The organism is Pseudomonadota bacterium (genome assembly GCA_026388255.1).
Lineage (GTDB): Bacteria > Desulfobacterota > Syntrophorhabdia > Syntrophorhabdales > Syntrophorhabdaceae > JAPLKB01.
This window is the reverse complement of sequence record JAPLKC010000085.1, coordinates 93,209-112,414: the sequence shown is the minus strand read 5'-3', so window position 1 is coordinate 112,414 and position 19,206 is coordinate 93,209. Positions and strand designations below refer to the sequence as shown.

20 protein-coding genes are annotated in these 19,206 nt (G+C 44.0%); 3 read left to right on the top strand and 17 right to left on the bottom strand.

What is annotated here, in order from left to right:
- The 14 genes from NT178_11660 to NT178_11595 all read right to left on the bottom strand — a co-directional run.
- The coding region (locus NT178_11660; GenBank protein MCX5813183.1) for a class II glutamine amidotransferase at positions 1-724 on the bottom strand (724 nt) is incomplete at its 3' end.
- Positions 725-846: 122 nt separating this feature from the next.
- On the bottom strand, positions 847-1,152 hold the full coding sequence (locus NT178_11655) for a hypothetical protein (protein ID MCX5813182.1): 306 nt from the start codon (positions 1,150-1,152) through the stop codon (positions 847-849).
- Between the two features lie 12 nt (positions 1,153-1,164).
- On the bottom strand, positions 1,165-1,488 hold the full coding sequence (locus tag NT178_11650; GenBank protein MCX5813181.1) for a hypothetical protein: 324 nt from the start codon (positions 1,486-1,488) through the stop codon (positions 1,165-1,167).
- A 216-nt stretch (positions 1,489-1,704) separates the two neighbouring features.
- On the bottom strand, positions 1,705-2,055 hold the full coding sequence (locus NT178_11645) for a hypothetical protein (GenBank protein MCX5813180.1): 351 nt from the start codon (positions 2,053-2,055) through the stop codon (positions 1,705-1,707).
- Between the two features lie 173 nt (positions 2,056-2,228).
- Positions 2,229-2,567 (bottom strand): P-II family nitrogen regulator, encoded by a 339-nt coding sequence (locus NT178_11640; GenBank protein ID MCX5813179.1) that lies wholly within the window; start codon positions 2,565-2,567, stop codon positions 2,229-2,231.
- Positions 2,568-2,634: 67 nt separating this feature from the next.
- Positions 2,635-4,512 carry an amino acid permease gene (locus NT178_11635; GenBank protein ID MCX5813178.1) on the bottom strand — a complete coding sequence of 626 codons (1,878 nt, stop codon included), beginning with the start codon at positions 4,510-4,512 and terminating at the stop codon, positions 2,635-2,637.
- A complete protein-coding gene (locus NT178_11630; protein MCX5813177.1) occupies positions 4,505-4,684 on the bottom strand; it encodes a hypothetical protein in 180 nt (59 codons plus the stop codon). The genes NT178_11635 and NT178_11630 overlap by 8 nt, the downstream gene beginning before the upstream one ends.
- Before the next feature lie 149 nt (positions 4,685-4,833).
- Positions 4,834-5,736: a hypothetical protein gene (locus NT178_11625; GenBank protein ID MCX5813176.1), complete on the bottom strand. Its 903-nt coding sequence runs from the start codon at positions 5,734-5,736 to the stop codon at positions 4,834-4,836.
- Positions 5,737-6,156: 420 nt separating this feature from the next.
- On the bottom strand, positions 6,157-6,927 hold the full coding sequence (locus NT178_11620; protein ID MCX5813175.1) for a hypothetical protein: 771 nt from the start codon (positions 6,925-6,927) through the stop codon (positions 6,157-6,159).
- A gap of 182 nt (positions 6,928-7,109) precedes the next feature.
- Positions 7,110-8,654: a sigma 54-interacting transcriptional regulator gene (locus NT178_11615; GenBank protein MCX5813174.1), complete on the bottom strand. Its 1,545-nt coding sequence runs from the start codon at positions 8,652-8,654 to the stop codon at positions 7,110-7,112.
- A 194-nt stretch (positions 8,655-8,848) separates the two neighbouring features.
- Entirely contained in the window at positions 8,849-9,370 is a 522-nt protein-coding gene (locus tag NT178_11610; GenBank protein MCX5813173.1) for a sigma-70 family RNA polymerase sigma factor, read from the bottom strand.
- Positions 9,371-9,373: 3 nt separating this feature from the next.
- Entirely contained in the window at positions 9,374-11,080 is a 1,707-nt protein-coding gene (locus NT178_11605; protein ID MCX5813172.1) for an NAD+ synthase, read from the bottom strand.
- A 199-nt stretch (positions 11,081-11,279) separates the two neighbouring features.
- Entirely contained in the window at positions 11,280-12,512 is a 1,233-nt protein-coding gene (locus NT178_11600) for a GAF domain-containing protein (protein ID MCX5813171.1), read from the bottom strand.
- A 38-nt stretch (positions 12,513-12,550) separates the two neighbouring features.
- A complete protein-coding gene (locus NT178_11595; protein MCX5813170.1) occupies positions 12,551-13,558 on the bottom strand; it encodes an NrpR regulatory domain-containing protein in 1,008 nt (335 codons plus the stop codon).
- 298 nt (positions 13,559-13,856) lie between these two features.
- Here NT178_11595 and NT178_11590 point away from each other — a divergent pair, with 298 nt between their 5' ends.
- Positions 13,857-15,530 (top strand): glutamate synthase-related protein, encoded by a 1,674-nt coding sequence (locus tag NT178_11590; protein ID MCX5813169.1) that lies wholly within the window; start codon positions 13,857-13,859, stop codon positions 15,528-15,530.
- A 128-nt stretch (positions 15,531-15,658) separates the two neighbouring features.
- Here the strand turns inward: NT178_11590 and NT178_11585 are convergent, their stop codons facing one another.
- The gene (locus NT178_11585; protein ID MCX5813168.1) at positions 15,659-16,057 is read right to left on the bottom strand and encodes a hypothetical protein; all 399 of its coding nucleotides are present in this window, start codon (positions 16,055-16,057) and stop codon (positions 15,659-15,661) included.
- 150 nt (positions 16,058-16,207) lie between these two features.
- On the opposite strand from NT178_11585, the gene NT178_11580 reads away from it, so the two are divergent.
- Together NT178_11580 and NT178_11575 are read left to right on the top strand one after the other, a co-directional pair.
- Positions 16,208-17,308 (top strand): DUF748 domain-containing protein, encoded by a 1,101-nt coding sequence (locus NT178_11580; protein MCX5813167.1) that lies wholly within the window; start codon positions 16,208-16,210, stop codon positions 17,306-17,308.
- A 115-nt stretch (positions 17,309-17,423) separates the two neighbouring features.
- Positions 17,424-18,605, top strand: coding sequence for an aminotransferase class I/II-fold pyridoxal phosphate-dependent enzyme (locus NT178_11575; GenBank protein MCX5813166.1), 1,182 nt, complete (start codon positions 17,424-17,426; stop codon positions 18,603-18,605).
- 4 nt (positions 18,606-18,609) lie between these two features.
- Here NT178_11575 and NT178_11570 read toward each other — a convergent pair whose 3' ends face one another.
- Complete coding sequence (locus NT178_11570) at positions 18,610-18,735, bottom strand: hypothetical protein (GenBank protein MCX5813165.1); 126 nt, start codon at positions 18,733-18,735, stop codon at positions 18,610-18,612.
- Between the two features lie 29 nt (positions 18,736-18,764).
- Positions 18,765-19,112, bottom strand: a complete 348-nt coding sequence (locus tag NT178_11565; protein MCX5813164.1) for a cyclic nucleotide-binding domain-containing protein — start codon at positions 19,110-19,112, stop codon at positions 18,765-18,767.
- Positions 19,113-19,206 lie beyond the last annotated feature (94 nt).

Below are 19,206 nucleotides of genomic sequence, written 5' to 3'. Positions count from 1 at the left end.
CAAGACATTCAACGATACAGGGGTGAGGATCAGGGGAGGCAAAAGAAATTGTCCTTATGTCCTTTCCATCAATCACTACCATTTGACCGGGTTCGACGTCCCCTATCCATTCGAACTGGCTGTGAAAAGCGCATGTTTCAGAGGCTATCGCCCATGTGTAATCACCTTCCTCGCCTCTTCTCGCGATGGAAAGAGGTCTAAACCCGAAGGGGTCCCGGGCAGCAATAAGACTCCCGTTATGGAGGATTATGATGCTGAAGGCTGCCTGTCGGCCCAGAAAGCTCAGTGTCTTCTCCATTTTTTCAAGCAGGTCCGCACCTTCTGTTCGGGCAATCATTTGCAGGATCACCTCAGTGTCTGTCTCCGTCTGGAAGAGACCGCCTAGTTCCTCCATCAACTGCCTGTATTGGGGAATATGACCATTATGGACGAGAGCGATCTTTTCTTTCTTGAAGCTTCCCACTATGGGCTGGCTATTTCTTTCGCTTGCTTCCCCTGAAGTGGAATAACGTACCTCTCCAATTGCCACAGAGCCAGGATGGAATCGAGTGAGTAGGGAAGACTGAAAAATTGATCCCAAGCCTCTCGCCTCCGAGAAGGAACCATCTCGCTTACCGGAAACAATACCCCAGCTTTCTTGCCCTCTGTGTGAGAGATTCTCAAGACCGGTCCTCACTTCGACAAAAGCATTACCCTTACCAATAAACCCGAAGATTCCGCTCATTATACCTCCCTGAGTCTTACAGCCTCCAGCCATTTGGACCGACAAGGTCAGGCTGGCTATCTTAAAGAATATATAATATACTACAAACGAAAACAAAATTGTTGTCATTTACCGGGAGGTGGTCATATTCGTTCCTTCAGACACATTTTTTTAAGGCTTTTTTTCAAGACATTGCTCCCCAAACCCCAACTACGTCTGCGGGTTCTGTCCGTCAGCCGCGCCCTATGAATCGAACGTCTCGGCAGAAGGCTGAAAACGTGCAGGAGTGGCGTTGCAAGCATTACCTCACGTTCTATATCCTTGCCAAGGCCCTCATTACCGGTCATCTCCTCGATATCGATCCCGATGATGGCTGTCAATAGGATCTTCTCTTTTGGAAACTTGCCATAACCACCTTCGGGCTGGTATTTTTCCGTGAGCTCTTTCAATGTGCTTCCAGCCTACATCCTGTTTCCGAACTGGATGATCATAGCCCCGCCAATGATGATGACTAACCCGGCCCAGGTCGCGGTTGGTATGTTCTCCTTGAACACAAATCGTCCGAACAATACGCTTACGAGTGCAAAGATAGCAATATAGACACCGAGCAGTTTAGAAAAATCCCATTTCACGGTATTGACAACCACTCCGTAACAGCCCAATATAACACATCCTATAACAACGATTGTAAGCCTGCGCCCGCGAAGCCCTTTCCTGATAACAGCGTCGCCCCCTACTTCCAGGATCGCCGAGAGGATGAAGATAAGCCAGGTAAAGTATGTCATATGAAACTCCCTTAGGACAAATTATTTAGAGTTGATGCTTCTATGGAACGCACATTTGGATAGCCTCAGTTCATGCTCTGAAGGATTCTGTTCCATATTCATAGTCCTTGTATTTGGTTCACATGTGACGCTTGCTAAACTGGTTTATTTGTCCCCGGTCGACAGTGGCCTCTTTTTTGTTGGGTGGTCATTGTTCATGACCGGGGCTATGGTTTGTCAAATAGCTGCCAGACTCTTTTCCTTTTTTCTGATGCCCCTCACGTCTTCAAGGGAATAGATGAATATCTTCTCGCCTCCATACAGGATGCCCTCCGCGTTCTCTTCTATGGCAGCCAATATTCTTTCCAGGTCATTTTCGGCCACATCCAATTCAATCTTTGTTTTGGCAAGGAACACCGGCTCATACTTGCTTTCATACTTGCCACCTCTACAGTACCCAATGTACCCAGCCTGACCATCGTTTTTGTGTACTTTTGATACTGTCATTTTAGTAATACCTAATCCTGCTAATACCTTCTTTACATTATTGACCTTAAACGAAGAAACGACTATCTCAACCTTTTTCATCTTATGCTCCTTTCTTGCTTTTCCTTTGTGTTAGGAAAACGGTATTAATCCTCCGGCCACCAGTGTGCGGAGTAAGGAATCTCGTCATTGAGATGCCATCATTGACAGCCGGAGGTTGTGATGATCTGTCAAATTGCCGCTGCGGCCGGGATAACCGGCCGCAGCTCTAATCATTATCCGATGGTCTTTTCCCATGCTTTATTGCTGATACGCACAGTGTCAGTAATGTCGTAAATGAAAATTCTGCCGTCTCCTGCTTTTTCAGTTGTAGCAGCCTCACATATGGCCTTGGCTATCTTGTCCACATCTTCATCATTGGCCACAATTTCAAGCTTCGCTTTGGTCAGCAATGCGGTTTTATATTTTTTTCCGCGAAAATCCTGTTCAATACCCTTTTGTTTTCCCTGGCCTTCTATTTCACTAAACATAAGACCCGGACAGCCGACCTTTTCTAAAGCAGCGTATACATCGCCTACTTTAGCGGGACGTATTATGGCTTCGATCTTTTTCATTGCATCCTCCTTAAGAAACATAGTTGTCTATTATCCATTCTCATCAATTGCTGCCTTTGAGATTTCGCTATGGCATAACCGCTTCAATCCCTCGTTCGCCTGTGCGTATCCGCATGGCTTCCGATGCATCGAATACGAATATCTTGCCGTCGCCTACGCTGCCGGTACGGGCTGCTTCCCCCATAATGTCCATGACGGCCTGAACATCCCATTCCCTTACCAGGACATCGACCTTTATTTTAGGAACAAAGGTGATCTGGTCACCCTCAGGACCGCCATTATCCGCACGGCCTTTTTGCCTGCCGAAGCCCTTTACTTTAGTCACGGTCATTCCCATGATGTAGTCTTCTTCTTTGAGAGCATCGACAACTATATTGAGCTGCTCAGGTCTGATCGTGCCGGATACCATCTTGAAGCGGTAAGTCTTCCGGACTGTGGTCATGGCAACATAAATTAAGGCGATAATGGCCCAGCCGCCGGCGATCATGAAACATATCTTTGCCTCTGCCTTTGCGTCGGCATTGCCGGTGGTATAGAGATAAAGGATTGCTCCAACCATCAGCGCGTTGACAATGACACCCACCGAGGGTATAACAGCGTGTTTTAAGGCGTTGAAATCTGACCTTCCCTTAAAGGCAACGATCGTCCAGATACATGTCAGACCATAGAGAATGAAAGTCCCAAGGTTCGAAGCAAGGGCAATGCCCGTTAAGCCCACGACACTCTGTACACCCACAACACCAATGATGGAGACGGCAATTATCAGGGCTACTAATGCCATATGGGGTGTTCTGAACTCAGGATGGATAAAACTTAATCCGGAGGGTAGTTCCCGGTCATCTGCCATACCGGCGGTAATCCTCATAGCCGTATTCATGGCGCTCAGTGTCGTACCAATAATTGCGATAGCCACGGTAACGGCCATAGTGATCATGAGACCGAAACCTATTCCCGGTACAATACTGTCGCCCAGAAGTTTCACCAGGTCTCCAAGAGGAGCGCTCGATGCCGCAGCGGCTGCCAAGCCCACGGTAGTGACCTTGCCGGTAACATTCACCAGTTTATCGCTTATCATGTAGCCTGCGGCGAAATACTGTAAAAGGTAGGCGAAAACCCCCTGAACGAGAAGTGAAATAATAATTGCCTTCGGGATGACTTTGCCGGGATTCTTCGTTTCCGCGGAAAGCGCCGTGCAGCTCTCAAATCCGACGAGGATCAATATAGCTATAGTCGACTGGACTACTATACCGGTCAACGCATGAGGCTTAATTATGTCAAGTCCCCCTGAGAACGCCCATTGGGCGATATGCTGCGGGTTGCCGACCCGGTACCAGATAGCCAAACCACTGAAGACAATCAGGGTAGCCCACTGAATTATGTTGATCCCGATAGAAGTCATTGTCGACCCAGTTACTCCACGGTACGCAATGTAGCCCGTGATGATCGTGAAGACCACACAAATGATGGCCTGGTTCGTGATGGAGAGATCTTGGCCTGTGAACTGGTTGTATATATAGGCAATTAACGTGGCCATCATGGCGGCCATGACGCCTGAATAGGCCCAATAAAAGAGATGTGCGGACCAGCCGGTGGCCAGTTTGGATATACGGGCTATTGATTTGGGGCCGCTTCTTTTTTCACTTTTTGCATCCAGCCACGCCTTTTCTGCAAAATAGGCACAACTGGCAAAACCTGCTTCAGGATAGATCTTCGCGAGCTGCGCGTAAGATAGGGCCGTAAGAAACGCTACAATGAGCGCAAGGACAATACCCATCCAGGTGTCATTTGCTGCTGAAGCCCCGCCTGGAGTTGTCGCCGCAGCCTGTAACTGATAAGAAATCCACAAAAATGCTCCTGGTGCGATGAGGGCCATGGCATTCATACTTGCCCCGACCAGACCTAATTTTGCCACCACTGCTCCTTCTTTTCCTTCTTTGTTAGTCATGATACACCTCCTCTTGCACTTTTAAGCAGACCTTCGTCGCTGAAAGTGCTTCTTTATAATCTGTTGCACCGCGGGAATTAACTCCTGAAATATGAGGCTCCGCCCCAAACGTCACAGCGAGTAAACCGAAAACCATGAGAATCAATACCAAGAGAATCAATTTTCTTTTCACTTTAAACCTCCTTGTTCCAAAAGGTGCTCTATTGTTCTTTTAAACCTGACCGATCAAGCTTTTACCGCTGCATCTCGGGGCCGCGGAGGTGGCCGATCCAACCGGTCAGGGGTCTGAGCCGCCTCATCAGTGCGGCGGCCACACTGAGATCAGAAGCTGTAAGTGAAACCTATGCCGTAGATAAAATTGTTTTTCACAGGCCCGTTGGGGTTATATGAATTTTTTATATCTCCTGCTGTGGCATACTCTTTCTTTGCATCGCTTGAGAGAGGGAACCAGTACTGAACCACAGGCTGAATCGAGAATGCCTTTGTAACCGGTATAGTGAGACCTGCCTTTACCATGCCGTCATGAAATCCCTTATACTTGCTTCCCGTATAGGTTGCCGTTGACTGGTCGTAGGTTTTCCAGTAGTCACTCTCACCGATGAAATAACCGAAGGATGCACCCAGATCAAGGGTTGTTTCCTTGTAGACAGGGAGTGAGTGTGAAAAGGAAAGGTTGAAATATGTTCCCTTATAGTTTGTAATATCCCGATAGACTGCAAGTGTAGGTTTTGTCAGGATATCATAAGTAGCTGATGCAAAGAGTTCCTCTGTCTCATCGGCATATCTTGTTCCGTAGTAAATAAAACCACCTGTTAAAGACAGTTTTTTGATGGCATAAGTATAACTAAGTGTAAGGTCAGTCTCATTCCATCCCTTTTTAAACTGATGATCAGTTCCGGCTGGTTCGTTAGGGTAGAAAGAAGCCGTCTTTGTGTTCCTCTGATTTGTATCCATATTGCCCCATATGGTTGCCGAGAATCCCTTGAATGATGCAGTAAGAGAGGGTTGGACAACAAGGCCGCTTTTGCCGATCTCATATCCACGGAATATGTACTGATTGTAGGCGCCGAGTGAACCACTTCCAGTTACCTTTGCTTCTTCCACTTTTTCCTGAGGCTTTGCGTCCGGAGGTTTTATTTCCTTTACTTCTTCTGCATAAAGAATACCTGTTATAGTAAAAAAAGAAACAACCAAAAACAACAATATACATTTTATTAATCTCATTTTACACCTCCTGAATTTTTCCTGTCCTGCATATGAGGGCATTTTTGCTGTATTTGCTGCCTTCTATCGTCACCTCCTTGAAAATTGAATAAAAAAAGGCGTCTTTATATCCATCATCGGATCAAAGACGCCTACGTCTTGCCTATTATTAATGCAATGTATGTGCCAAATTATGAAACATATTTGACGAAAGTTGCAATATTCCAATATATATCAATGAATACAGATAATTGTAACACGTATTGTCCGATTTGAGTTTCCCCTGCAATATGGTATAGACGATTTGCTTCGATTACCAAACTACATAAATGTAGGAAGTTCAGTATCAAAAGATACGTAAATGTAGGAAGTATGGACAATGCGAGCCTTGCCGGACTCTTTGTGCTCTATCATGGCATTCTTTTAATATAGCGTTTTGATTCATAGCCTAAAGGTATTCCAGTTTTCAACATTAGCAGTAGTTGGGTCCCTGAGAATATGTGCCATTGATTCAACTGCACGCCCGGCATCACCTTCCGGCCTGTCAATAAAAATACCACTTGGAAGACGATGCCAATTCGGATTGCCTTCCCCATCATGGTTCACGATGATATATGAGTACTTGCACGCGCTTGCAAGCTCAGCAAAGGAGTCTTTGGCTCTACCAAGAGCATCCTCGACAAAACAGGCATCAATTGTCTTTCCGTGGTATCTGGCTCGAACCAATTGTTTTTGAAGCATGATCTGACAGATATAGTTTTCCGAATTGATACCCGCAAGCTTCAAGTCCTCGATTTCCTGACGACTGATCGGGGACAAGAAAACAGTCGTGATCTCTGTATGAATGAGAAGTGTACTTTTAATAAGTTGTGCGCCAATAGTGTGATAAATCTCGATAAAAAAGAGGCCTGCATTATTACTATCCTGGATTTTCTGAAGATCGACTGCCTGAGGCAGGCCGAGGCAATTGCCGATAAGATACTGAGTATTGCCGTTGAGTTGGAGGATGTCCTTTTTTGTTCGAAAAAAATCGGGGTTGTTCCAAGCTACCATTTCCTCGGGTCTTGGCCCCTGCGGTCTGGACTCCTTGCTCTTGATAACAGGAATTTTTATGTATTTCACATCAGGATGGAATTGATTCAACGCCGCAATGAGCGGACTTTTCCCTACACATGAAGGTCCTGACAAAATTACAAATCTCTTATCCGACATAGCCCCGCTTGTGATTTATCACTGTATCTAAACAGCGACACATGTACCGTCAGTCATCCGTCACAGAAACAGTCTATCAGAAAATAGTCTATCGTTGGTAACAGAACCGACGTGGCAACAGAGTTGCGAGGAATATTCTAGTTTAAGTATGATGCTGAGGTATAGTTGTTTCCAGGTGGATGTTACTTAAATTGTGTTGAGTTGATCCCATATTTTGCCACGCGAATTCTGATCATTCTCTCGGTGATTCCGAGAACCCGTGCTGCTTTTGCCATGTTACCCCGGGACCGTCTCAACTCATCAAGGATAACCTCCCGCTCCATATTAACGATAATCTCTCTTAATGTACCGTTTATACCGTGAAGCCCGTTGGTATCGCTTTTCTGGAGATTCGGCGGAAGATGATAATTATGGATGATTCCATCGGTACATAAAATGATAGCCCTTTCTATGCAATTCTCAAGTTCCCGTACATTTCCGGGCCAGTGGTAATTAGTTAGAGCATCCGTTGCAGATGTTGATATACTTACTATTTTTTTATCATGTTCCTTGCTGTACTTTTCAATAAAAAAATCGGCAAGAAGCATGATATCCGTCTTGCGTTCCCGAAGCGGCGGGACAACAATTGGAAAAACATTAAGCCGATAATAGAGGTCCTCTCTGAATTTTCCTTCCTGCATAAGGGCCTCAAGATTTCTGTTTGTTGCCGTAATAATTCTCACATCGACTTTTATGGTTGCATCTCCGCCTATTCGCTCAAACTCCTTTTCCTGAAGCACCCGAAGTAATTTTGTCTGAAGAGTCAACGGGATGTCCCCTATCTCGTCAAGGAAGATTGTTCCGGTACGTGCCATTTCAAAACGTCCCCTTCGGGCTGTTACAGCACCGGTAAATGCCCCTTTTTCATGTCCGAAGAGTTCGCTTTCGATAAGCGATTCCGGCAGAGCTGCGCAATTTATTTTTATGAATGGTTTATCGGCACGAGGCGAACTATAATGAACTGCATGGGCCACCCTTTCCTTGCCGACTCCACTTTCACCAAGGATAAGTACTGTCGTATTTGTCTTGCTTACCTTTTCGATAAGGGGGTATATGTCCTGCATAACTTTCGAGTTTCCGATAATTGACTTTGGCCTGTATCTATTCTTTAGGGCATCCTGAAGACGCTGATTTTCCTCCTTTACCTTCTCCAATTCTTCCTGCGCCAGTTGACGAAGGCGCACTGCCTGGGAAATGCTTGATGCTATAATAGTTAGAAGCTGCACATCCTCTTCAAAGTTGACTGGCTCTTTGGATTGACGATCTGCAGAAATTGCGCCAATTACTTCGCTGCCTATCTTTATGGGTACACAAATAAAAGCTATATCGCTTTTATCGAGGTTTCTTCTCGATCCGGTTTTATCAAGGAACAAAGGTTCATCTGAGACCCTGGGGATAACAACGGGATGCCCAGTATCAATTACCTTCCCGGTAATGCCTTCTCCCATGCGGTACTTGCCCTTTGCCTGTTCTTCAGGCTGGAGACCGTATGCTTCTTCAATAACAATATCACCACTGTTTCTGTTCAAGATGGTCAGAGTACCCCTTGGTATTTCCATATATCTGGCCATCATCTGCAGAATAGGCTTGAGCACCGCTTTAAGATCAAGCGTTTCACTCAGTTTTGTACTGATTTCAAACAATAAAGATAGTTCTTTTATTTCTCTCGATTTTTTATTGTCGATCATATAAAGTCACACCATTATAATATATTTCTGTAATTTCAATCCACACCGGAATATTTAACATCTATAAAATGTATGGGAACAAGCCACATTAACAACAAAGGCGTTCTATGGGTTCAGAACGCCTTTGTTATGCCACACCTCAATGTGCTTATACATATATTAAGTAAAATAATCTTAGCCTTTGGTAACTCTCTTTAATTCCTCAGCCAGTTGCCATGCCCTGTGTATTTTTCACGTATCCTGTTCCTGATCTTCAGCACCATTACATGGGATATGGAAAATTTGATGCCTATCTCCCGCATCGACATACCTTCCAGGAGGAGCAGAAGTATCTGCCTTTCCCTCTCTGTGAGGCATCTGTCTGCTGCATCTTCAATATCCATATTGCTTTCGAGATTATCAAATGGGGATTGATCTTTCGAACACAGGATATCCTCGAGTTTTAATCCCTCTTCGTTTATAGGGCTGTCAAGACTCACGAAGTCTGCATTGTCATGCACCTTACGCAGATGATTCCGTAGATAGTAGTAGCAACCCTGCAATATATAACTGTCGGTCTTATCATGAAGCGCACCCTCACTGTAGCGTATCCAAAGGTTGGTCAGCGCCTCCTGATAGAGATCCTCATCATTAAAAAAAGTGAAATGACCGTTCAGTTTCCTTGTAATCTTCTTCAACGTAGGGTTTATCCTTTGTACTAATTCTTCGAAAGGCATGTTTCACCCCCTGTACTTATTTGTTATAGGCATCCTTCTGTCTTTTCCGAATGCCTTAGGAGTAATCTTAATCCCTATAGGTGATTGGCGTCGCTTATATTCACTGTTGTCGACCATAAGGAATGTCTTCTCGATAAATCCACTTGCCGCTATTGAAGATGAAATTTCTCCTGCATGTTTATCTTCTTCAATATAGGCCTTCAGGATCTTATCCAACATCTCATAAGGCGGCAACGTGTCACTGTCTTTCTGATCCGGCTTCAGCTCTGCCGTGGGTTCTTTTATTATGACCCGTTCAGGGATAACCATGCCCAGTTTGTTTCTATAGCGTGCTATTTCATATACCAGCGTCTTGGGCACGTCTTTTATGACTGCAAAACCTCCTGCCATGTCACCGTAGAGGGTTGCGTATCCGACACTCATCTCGGATTTATTACCTGTTGTAAGCACCAGCCAGCCGAATTTATTTGAGAGGGCCATGAGGATGTTGCCGCGGATGCGTGCCTGGATATTCTCTTCGGTTACGTTCTCTGACAATCCCTCAAAGAAAGATGAAAGGGTTAATAGATATGCGCTATAGATGCCTTCTATGGGAATATTGTGAAGCTTGATCCCAAGGTTCAGGGCCAGGCCGTTTGCGTCAACAACAGACTCCTCTGATGTATATCTGGATGGCATAAAAACTCCGACAACATTTTGACTGCCTAAGGCATCTACAGCGAGAGCGGCAACTATGGCGGAATCGATGCCACCGCTCAGCCCCAATGCCACCTTTTGAAACCCGTTTTTCTTCACATAATCACCAATACCCAGCAATAGGGCTTGATATATCTCGGTGATGGGATTTAGCCGATGAACCCTTCTTCCGGGAATCATTACCCTGTTTTCTTCCTTTGTTCCTTCCCCGGGCAATACAATGGTGCGCGTATTAACATCTGCCTGTTGCTGTTTGTAAACCTCGTATGTGTTGTTGTCCACAGGCAGGTCTGCCAGGAGAAGATCTTCCTTGAAGGGCAACGCCCGGGCAATGACCCTACCGTCTGCGTTGACGATCATGCTCTGTCCGTCGAAGACAAGTTCATCCTGCCCGCCTACAAGGTTTGCATAAACAATGGATACCTTGTTTGCTTTTGCCTCCTCTTTTACAATCTTTGTCCTTAAAGCAGCCTTACCTGCATGGTAGGGAGAAGCGTTGATATTCAGGATCAATTGAGCCCCCATAGCTGCCTGTATTTTCGTTGGTCCTTTTCTATGCCAGATATCTTCACAGATATTGACACCGAAATGGAGACCATTGTGTATAAATGTCAGTATCTCTTCTCCGGAGATAAAGTGCCGCTTTTCGTCGAATACACCGTAATTGGGGAGTAGCATTTTATGATAAACGCCGCTGACCTTGCCGTTATAAATAATGGCAGCCGCATTAAAATACTTTTTGTCCTTTCTGTCAACAAAGCCGCAAACTACAACAATCTTTCCGACTGATTTATAGAAACACTGTAATGCCTTGAGATTATCTTCAATAAATTTTGGCTTGAGCAAAAGGTCTTCCGGTGGATAGCCGGTAATAGCCAGCTCAGGAAAGACCGCTATATCTGCTTTCATATCTGCGGCCATTTCCACATAATCTTTCATTTTTTTGCAATTGCCCTCAAGATCGCCAACTGTTGTATTTATCTGGGCAACGGCTATACGATATACTTTTGTCACGACCTTCAACCCCCTGTTCATTTTTGCATCCTTACTCTTTTAAAAATGATTCTTGTGCTAATAAAAAAAGGCGTCCAAATCACCATCAGTGGTGTTTTGGACGCCTAAGTCCTGTCTGCTTGTATTTTTTAGCTCTCTTGGCTATCAGATATCGATGCCTATATTTGGTGAATAATGATAAGCTCATAAATATTTTTTGTCAAGTCCTTTTTCTTATTTCCGAAGAAAGTATAACTGCCTCAGAGACCTCTTTCATGGTCTTCCTTATGTCCATACTCTTTTTGTGTATCTTCTTGTAGGCTTCATCCTCAGAGATGTTCAATTCCTTCATGAGAATGCCTTTTGCCTTTTCCACAATCTTCCTGGTTTCCAGGGCATCTCTGGCGGCAAAAATCTCCTGATTGAGATGAGTATTTTCTATTGCCACGGCAGCCTGGTTGGCAACTGTCTGAAGGATATCTATTTCCTCTTTATTGAAGGCATGTTCTTTGTTGGTATAGCTGTTTATTACGCCTATTACTCTCTCCTTAATCATCATAGGCACAGAGAGAAGCGAAGCAATTCCTTCTCTCTGTGCTATTTCAGGATACATAAACCCCGGGTCTTTCGTAACATCAACAACTGTAATGGGTTTTTTCTTTAACACTACCTTACCGCTGATTGACTGGCCTACCTTTAGATTCGGCTTATTTTTGTAATCATCGCTCAGACTTTGAGTAGCAGAAATAACAAGCTCTTCTTTCTTTTCGTCCAGAAGCATGATGGAACATATCTTTGAATTCATCACCTTTGCAGTCATAGTAACGATTAGTTGCAATATTTCTTTGAGGTAATAATCGGAAACTATTGTCCGGGATACCTCGGATAAAAGATCCAATTGCCGCGCCTTCTTTACGACCTCGTCATAGATGATCGCATTTTCGATAGCACTTCCCAGATAACGGGATACAGTGAAAAGGAGGTCTATCTGAGGTTGCGGGTGCGCGTATTTCTCCTTATTGCGAAGATTCATTACGCCTACAACCTCATCTTTTGAGAGAATAGGCACTGAGAGAAAAGATTCATATTTATCTTCCTCAAGGATGGTGAATGCCTTGAATCTCCTGTCTTTATAAGCTTTGTCCGGTATAGCAACGGGTTTTTTCTCCTTTGCAGCCCATCCTGTTACGCCTTCGCCCATCCTTAGTTTTATCTCGCCGAGATTTTTGTCTTCAGGGTGACTGGAGGCACTGAGAATGAGTTCGTCCTTTTTTCTGTCGTAGAGATAGATCAGGCATGAATCAGCAGTTGTAAGGTTCATAACCATTTCAACAACCCGTTTCAATAATTCTTTCAGTTCAAGGTTACTGCTTATGTCCTTTGCCACCTCGTGCAAAATCATCAGTTCCTGTTCTTTTTGCTTCAATATTTCACGAATGTCGATATTCTCCATTTTATTCTCCTGATTAACACAGTCCTATGCGCCCCGCTTTACAAGTGTACCCCGATTCTGTTATCCATTTCTTCATACCGGAAAAGTCTGTTGAAGTCCACGAGTCCTGCCAGCGCGTGTGAATAAGCTCGTATACCTGTTTCTTCGAGTATTGATACCGGATTGAGTCCGCCGATAACTATTGCACCGACCCTTCCTTCGCTTACTGGAATGTCGAGCAGACTCTGCCCTGGCATACCGACCCTGACAAGTCCTCCGAGGCCGATCCTTTTCATTCTTACATTGAGGTGTTCAACGGCATCTCTGCTGTCGGCCGGGAATTCCCGAAAACTTGCCCCTATTTTGCCGCTGCCTGTCCTGATAGCGCCCAGATAATCGGTCATACCGCTTCGTATAAAAACCTCAAGGGGGTCTATGCTTGTTCCGTCATACATGATAATCTCTATAAATCTGATGGGTTTCTTGTCCCGGAGTTCGAGAAGCCCGCCAAAACGGGAAACTGTGGGGATACCGTGTTTCAGTAATATACCGTTTAAGGTTATCGAGCAAACCGTGCCGACTCCTATCATGCCCTCCGGTACATTAATATGCCCAAGGTTTTCTCCAGGTCCTAAAAACGTCATGAGTTCCCCCATGGCGTATCCGTCAGCGTAGACCTTTTTTATTTCAGGGATGTTTTTTGCAAACAGCCCCGGTTCTACAAGGGTTACATTAATTACTACACTGCCTGATGTGGTATTAAGATCAAAATTCATCTTGTAAGCCATCTGGTCTATCTTTGCAGATAAAAACCCGACCTTTTCAATGATAATGGAGGAGTCCAGCTCTGTCAAGCCACGTTCTGTTATCCTATGACCAAGTTTTCTGTTGCTGTTTGTTAAACCTTCCTGATCCATCTTCTGAAGATAAAGCCTTACTGTCCGCTCACTCATCTCGTGACCAAGTGCTGAGGTTTCTTCAGCAATTCTGTTACTGGTAAGGGGAGCTTCAGAATTTTTCAGTATATTAAGAATCAAAAGTTCTTTTCTCTTCATTTTCTCAAACATGGGCAATCCTTATCTGAATTATACATTATATCAGCTAAAAATGAATTAATCACCTGTCATTTACACTTTTATCGGCAATAAATTATATTTAATAAGGCATCATTGCCGATATTAATATTGTATTAAAGTTTATTGTGTACGGCAATATAAATTTAATTATCATATAACCTAAATGAATACTTGACATTATTAGCGGCTTATTATTACAATTATGTTTACATGATACTATCATATACGGCAAATGAATGCCGATACAATGGCAACACAATGCCGATCAATAAACAAACAGGAGGATCATATGATCGAATGGTCAAAATCAAATGATGCAATCGGAACTATCAACCGCGGTAACCCTGCAGAATCAGGATTATGTACATTATGCCGCGCTGACTGTAAGGGAAGATGCGAAACTTGGTTATCAAGTCTGAAAGGCAGGAAGATTCTCTATCCGAGAGATTTTGGAGCTGTTACGGCTGGCAGTGCAAATACATGCCACATAGGTGTTTCCTACAACTCACTGCGGATTCAGGGGTATAATTATGGTGTGCACGGTCTACCGAACGGGCTTTCAAACTCTGCCGATGATTGCATTTTTCCTAACGTAAATATTGAGACAGAATTCGGGAATGAAATAAAAACAAAGTGTAAAGCCCCAATAATGACCGGCGCCCTAGGATCGACTTTTGTTGCGGCTAAATATTGGGATTCCTTTGCCATAGGTGCTGCCTTAGTGGGAATACCGATTGTAATCGGTGAAAACGTAGTCGGCATAGACAGAGAAGCAGTGATCAAAAACGGCAAGATATTAAAGGCCCCTGAGCTTGATAGGAGAATCAACACATATCTGCGCTATTTTGATGGATACGGTGCAATGATTGTACAGATGAACGTGGAAGATACACGTAACGGTGTTGCAGAATACGTGATTGATAAATATGGCGATAAAATCATTATTGAACTTAAATGGGGTCAGGGCGCAAAAGATATCGGTGGTGAAATCCAGGTTGACAGCCTCGGCTATGCACTATTCCTTAAGGATAGAGGGTATGTGGTTGATCCTGACCCGACAAGACCTGAAGTCCAGAAAGCCTTTGAACACGGTGCAATCAAGACCTTCGCACGCCACAGCAGACTCGGATATACGGATCTGTCATCTGTAGAGAAGGTTCGGGAATCATTTATGCAATCCGTTGAATATCTCCGCAAGATAGGATACAAAAAGATATCCTTAAAAACAGGTTCTTACGGCATGGAGGCACTGGCAATGTCAATAAAGTATGCCACAGATGCGAAACTCGACCTCCTTACAGTTGACGGTTCAGGCGGCGGCACAGGCATGAGCCCCTGGAACATGATGGAAACCTGGGGTGTTCCCTCAATCCTTCTTCATTCCAAAACATATGAATACTCATCAATCCTTGCATCAAGGGGCGAAAAAGTCGTCGACATTGCCCTGGCAGGCGGCCTGGCGCGGGAAGACCATATTTTTAAAGCACTTGCACTGGGCGCTCCATTTGTGAAGCTCATATGTATGGGCAGGGCAGCCATGATCCCGGGTTTTGTCGGTTCAAACATTGAAGGTGTATTAAAACCTGAACGAAAAGAGATTGTAAACGGGAATTGGGATGATCTGGCGCCTTCCGTAAAAGAAATTGGTTCAACACCTGAAGAGATTTTTGCCGGATACCATGATGTTCAGAAAAAGGTCGGAGAAGAAGAAATGAACAATATCCCCTTTGGCGCAATTGCCATGTGGACGCTTGCCGATAAGCTTACAGCAGGGCTCCAGCAGCTCATGGCCGGTGCACGCAGATTTAACCTTTCAGAAATTTCACGGGATGATATATTCTCCGGAAACAGAGAAACGGAAAATGAAACAAAAATACCCTTTATTACCGATGTGCTTGATGAAAGTGCAAAGAAGATACTTAATGCAGGTCTTACCTATGACAAGAAGGTGAATCAGCGCTGATATAGTATGGTTTGATACTCAAAACGGGCAGCCCTTCACATAAATTTATGCGAAGAGCTGCCCGTTTTATTTTGCGCTTCTTAGAGATAAAATAATTATTACCCTGATTATTTACCATTTGTTTGCATTTATAATATGCCTACTATATTCATACCAATGATGATATTAATAAACATTGCCATAAGCATGATCCAGCCTAAAAAGCGGTGTATCGGCCTTATCCTCACCACAGCCTTTCTTTTCTTTAACTGTATGAACCCGAGTACAGGCATTACGACAGCAAGCATCACTATCACAATACCCACATATCCATGCCGCAGTGTGAAAAGAAAGCGTCCGGAAGACAAAAGATCGAATACTATGGCAATAAAACCGAGCATTGTCAATAATGCACCGGAAACACCCAAGGCTCTGTGAGTCTTCAGCCACCAGTTCTTCCTTTTCATATATCGTGCAACGAGAAATCCAAAGAAAAGGATGAAGAAACCGATAATCATAAATCCGGCGTGAATACCACTGAGCAGCATAGAGTCACCTCCTCTGGTTATTGCTCTTCATTTTCTTATAAACAGGAGGTTAATTCAACAAAATACAGCAAATACACTTGTTCCTTGTGAAGAATAAATTGTTGTGGTAATCTTTTTTAAAATCATCATAAAGTTTTTTAGAGGCGCCCGATGAACATGAAGAAAAGAGGATGGGTTAAGATTGTTTTTATATCAATCGGTATTCTCTTCCTGATTACAGGTTCTGCAACCTTGCTGCTTGTTAAAAATTCAAACAGGGCAATTAAACATGTACTTGAATCCAGATTCGGGCATGTTGTTTCTTTTGAAAGGATTGATCTGCGATGGAACCATGTTGATGTTTTTAATGTCTGTCTCAAAAACCCCAAGAACAAAGATATTATAAAAATTGAAAGTATTTCTCTCAATGCCGATTTCATGAACTTTTTTAAGAAGGAATATATTATCTCGAAACTGTCTGTTAAAAATCCTTATGTGCTCATTGAGCGGGACAAAAGCGGGAGGATCATGGGCCCTGATTTACCATCCCGGCCTGTTGCGGAAAAAACGGAAAAGCCGTCCCCCTCGCTTGTAATAAAAAAGATTATTGTAACAGGAGGATCGCTCGATTATGTTGATAGAAAGGTATCTGAAGAGCGGCCTGTGTTCATAAAACTGATGGATACCGAGATTGAAGCCGATGATGTTGTGTTGCCCCCTGACGGGCGTCTTACGACCTATCGGTTAAGCACCGCTATACCGACAAAGGGAGGCAAGGGTACTGTAAAAAGCAATGGAAAAATAAACCTGAAGACAAAAAAAGACTTGGAAGGCAAAATAAATGCACAGCACATTGATATTTCCAATTTTAAGACCTATTTTCAAAAGAAAAATTCAATAGACATTACGAAAGGATTTCTTGATATTGATATGGATGCAAAAGTAGTATCAAATAAAATTAATGCTCCCGGCAAAGCGGTGCTACGAAATCTTGAATTTAAAAGCGGATTCCGGATGGGTAATACAGTCTTTGATGTGCCGCTTTCTGCTGTAGTTTCGTTTTTGAAAAACAATAGAGATGAAATTGCTGTAAATTTTGTTTTGGAAGGAGACCTTAATAACCCTAAATTTAGCCTGAAACAGGATTTTATTAATAAGATCATTGCTGGCATTACCGGACAAATCGGCGGCTCTGTCAAAGGCGCCGGAGAATTGCTCATTGATGGTATCAAGAATATTGGAAGAGGAATAAAAAGGGGATTAATAAAGTAAAACTTATCATAGCTCACACAATAAACCGGATACCCGCTTGTAGATAAGGATCATACAGCCGAGGGGGCGACCCACCTCCGCTGACGCTGCGGAGGGCAGGCGTGAGCCCCGGTAAATGATAAAAAAGGAAGATACAATGAACAGCTTTAGTTCGCAAAAGGCGCTCAGTTTCACGGAATCTGTTATTCGCGAAATGACGAGGATTTGCATTGAATACAAGGGGATTAACCTTGCCCAGGGTTTTCCTGATTTTCCGGCGCCCACAGAGATAAAGGAAGAAGCCGTTAATGCAATCCGGGAGGATTTTAACCAGTATTCCATTACCTGGGGAATGCCCCTGCTGCGCCGCGCCATAGCCGATAAATTCGCTCAATATAACGGCGTTCAGGTAGACCCTGAGAGGGAAATTACGGTTTGTTGCGGATCGACAGAGGGTATGATTTCATCGCTTATGGCCATTATAGACCCGGGAGAAGAAGTGATCATATTCGAGCCTTTTTACGAGAACTATGGTCCTGACTCTATCCTCTGTGGCGCCATCCCCCGTTTTGTTACCCTGCACGAGCCTGACTGGCGGTTTGATGAGAAGGGACTGTCACAAGCCTTCAACAACAAAACTAAGGCCATCGTCATCAATACTCCCAACAATCCCACCGGTAAGGTTTTTTCACGGGAGGAACTGGAGCTTATCGCCGGACTCTGTCAGAAATGGGGTGTTGTTGCCGTAACCGACGAAATATATGAACACATACTCTACGATGGTGCTGAGCATATCAGCATTGCGTCTATCTCCGGCATGGAAGAACAGACAATCACAGTTAATTCAATTTCTAAAACATACAGCCTCACGGGATGGCGGGTAGGCTGGGCAATATCTGCACCGTCTATCACTGCCTCCATACGCAAAGTCCATGATTTCCTCACCGTTGGAGCGCCTCATCCCCTCCAGGTGGCAGCTGCACGGGCATTAAAAACGGAGCAGTCATATTATGAAAGGCTTGCATCAGAGTACAGGCAAAAGAGAGATTTCTTCTTTTCAACCCTGACAGATGCCGGGTTCAAGCCCTTCAAGCCCTGTGGCGCTTATTATATTATGACCGATATAAGTCACTGGGGGTATATTGATGATGTTGCCTTTGCCCTCAAGCTGGTAAAAGAGGCCGGTGTGGCAACGGTACCCGGAAGCGCCTTTTACAGTCATCCCTATTTAGGCAGAGCCAAAGTGCGTTTTTGTTTCCCAAAAAAGATGGAAACGCTGGAGGCAGCGGCAGAGCGTCTACTCAAATTCCGGCCATGACGGTTTACCATGTAGACATTCTATTGGTTTTGATTGCCCCGCGGGTACATACCCCGAAGCTTGCTTCGAGACGATTTCCATGCTTTTGTCTTACCTTTGATACCCAGTGGCTTGCCGCGGGGTAGTTCATTTCCTGTTTGTCAGTGGGTTATAGGTTTTTCACTTCTGTTTTAATCTTAATTTACTGAGAATTTCTGTTGTTTCTGCAAGTCTTTTTGCGAGCATATAAATGATCTTTTTTGCTATTTCAGGGTGTTTTAAAACAATGTCGTCCATTGTTTTCGGGATATGTATGACATATGAGGAAGTTTTGGCTACCACTGAACATGTTCTATGTTCTTTCAGAATATTGCTAAGTTCACCAAAAATAACATTTTCTTCGGTAATATTTGCGATTTTCTCTCCTTTTTTGATAATATCAAGCTCTCCTGTTTGGAGAATGTAGAACCCATCAGGTTCTTCCCCTTCCTTTATAATAATTTCCCCGGGACGATAGTGCCTTGTGATTTCTATATTAACCTCCCTGCAATAATTATATTGGGGCTTACATCGCCCCCTCCACCGGCAAAGCCGTCGGAACCTCCCCTTCTCGCTCGCTGTG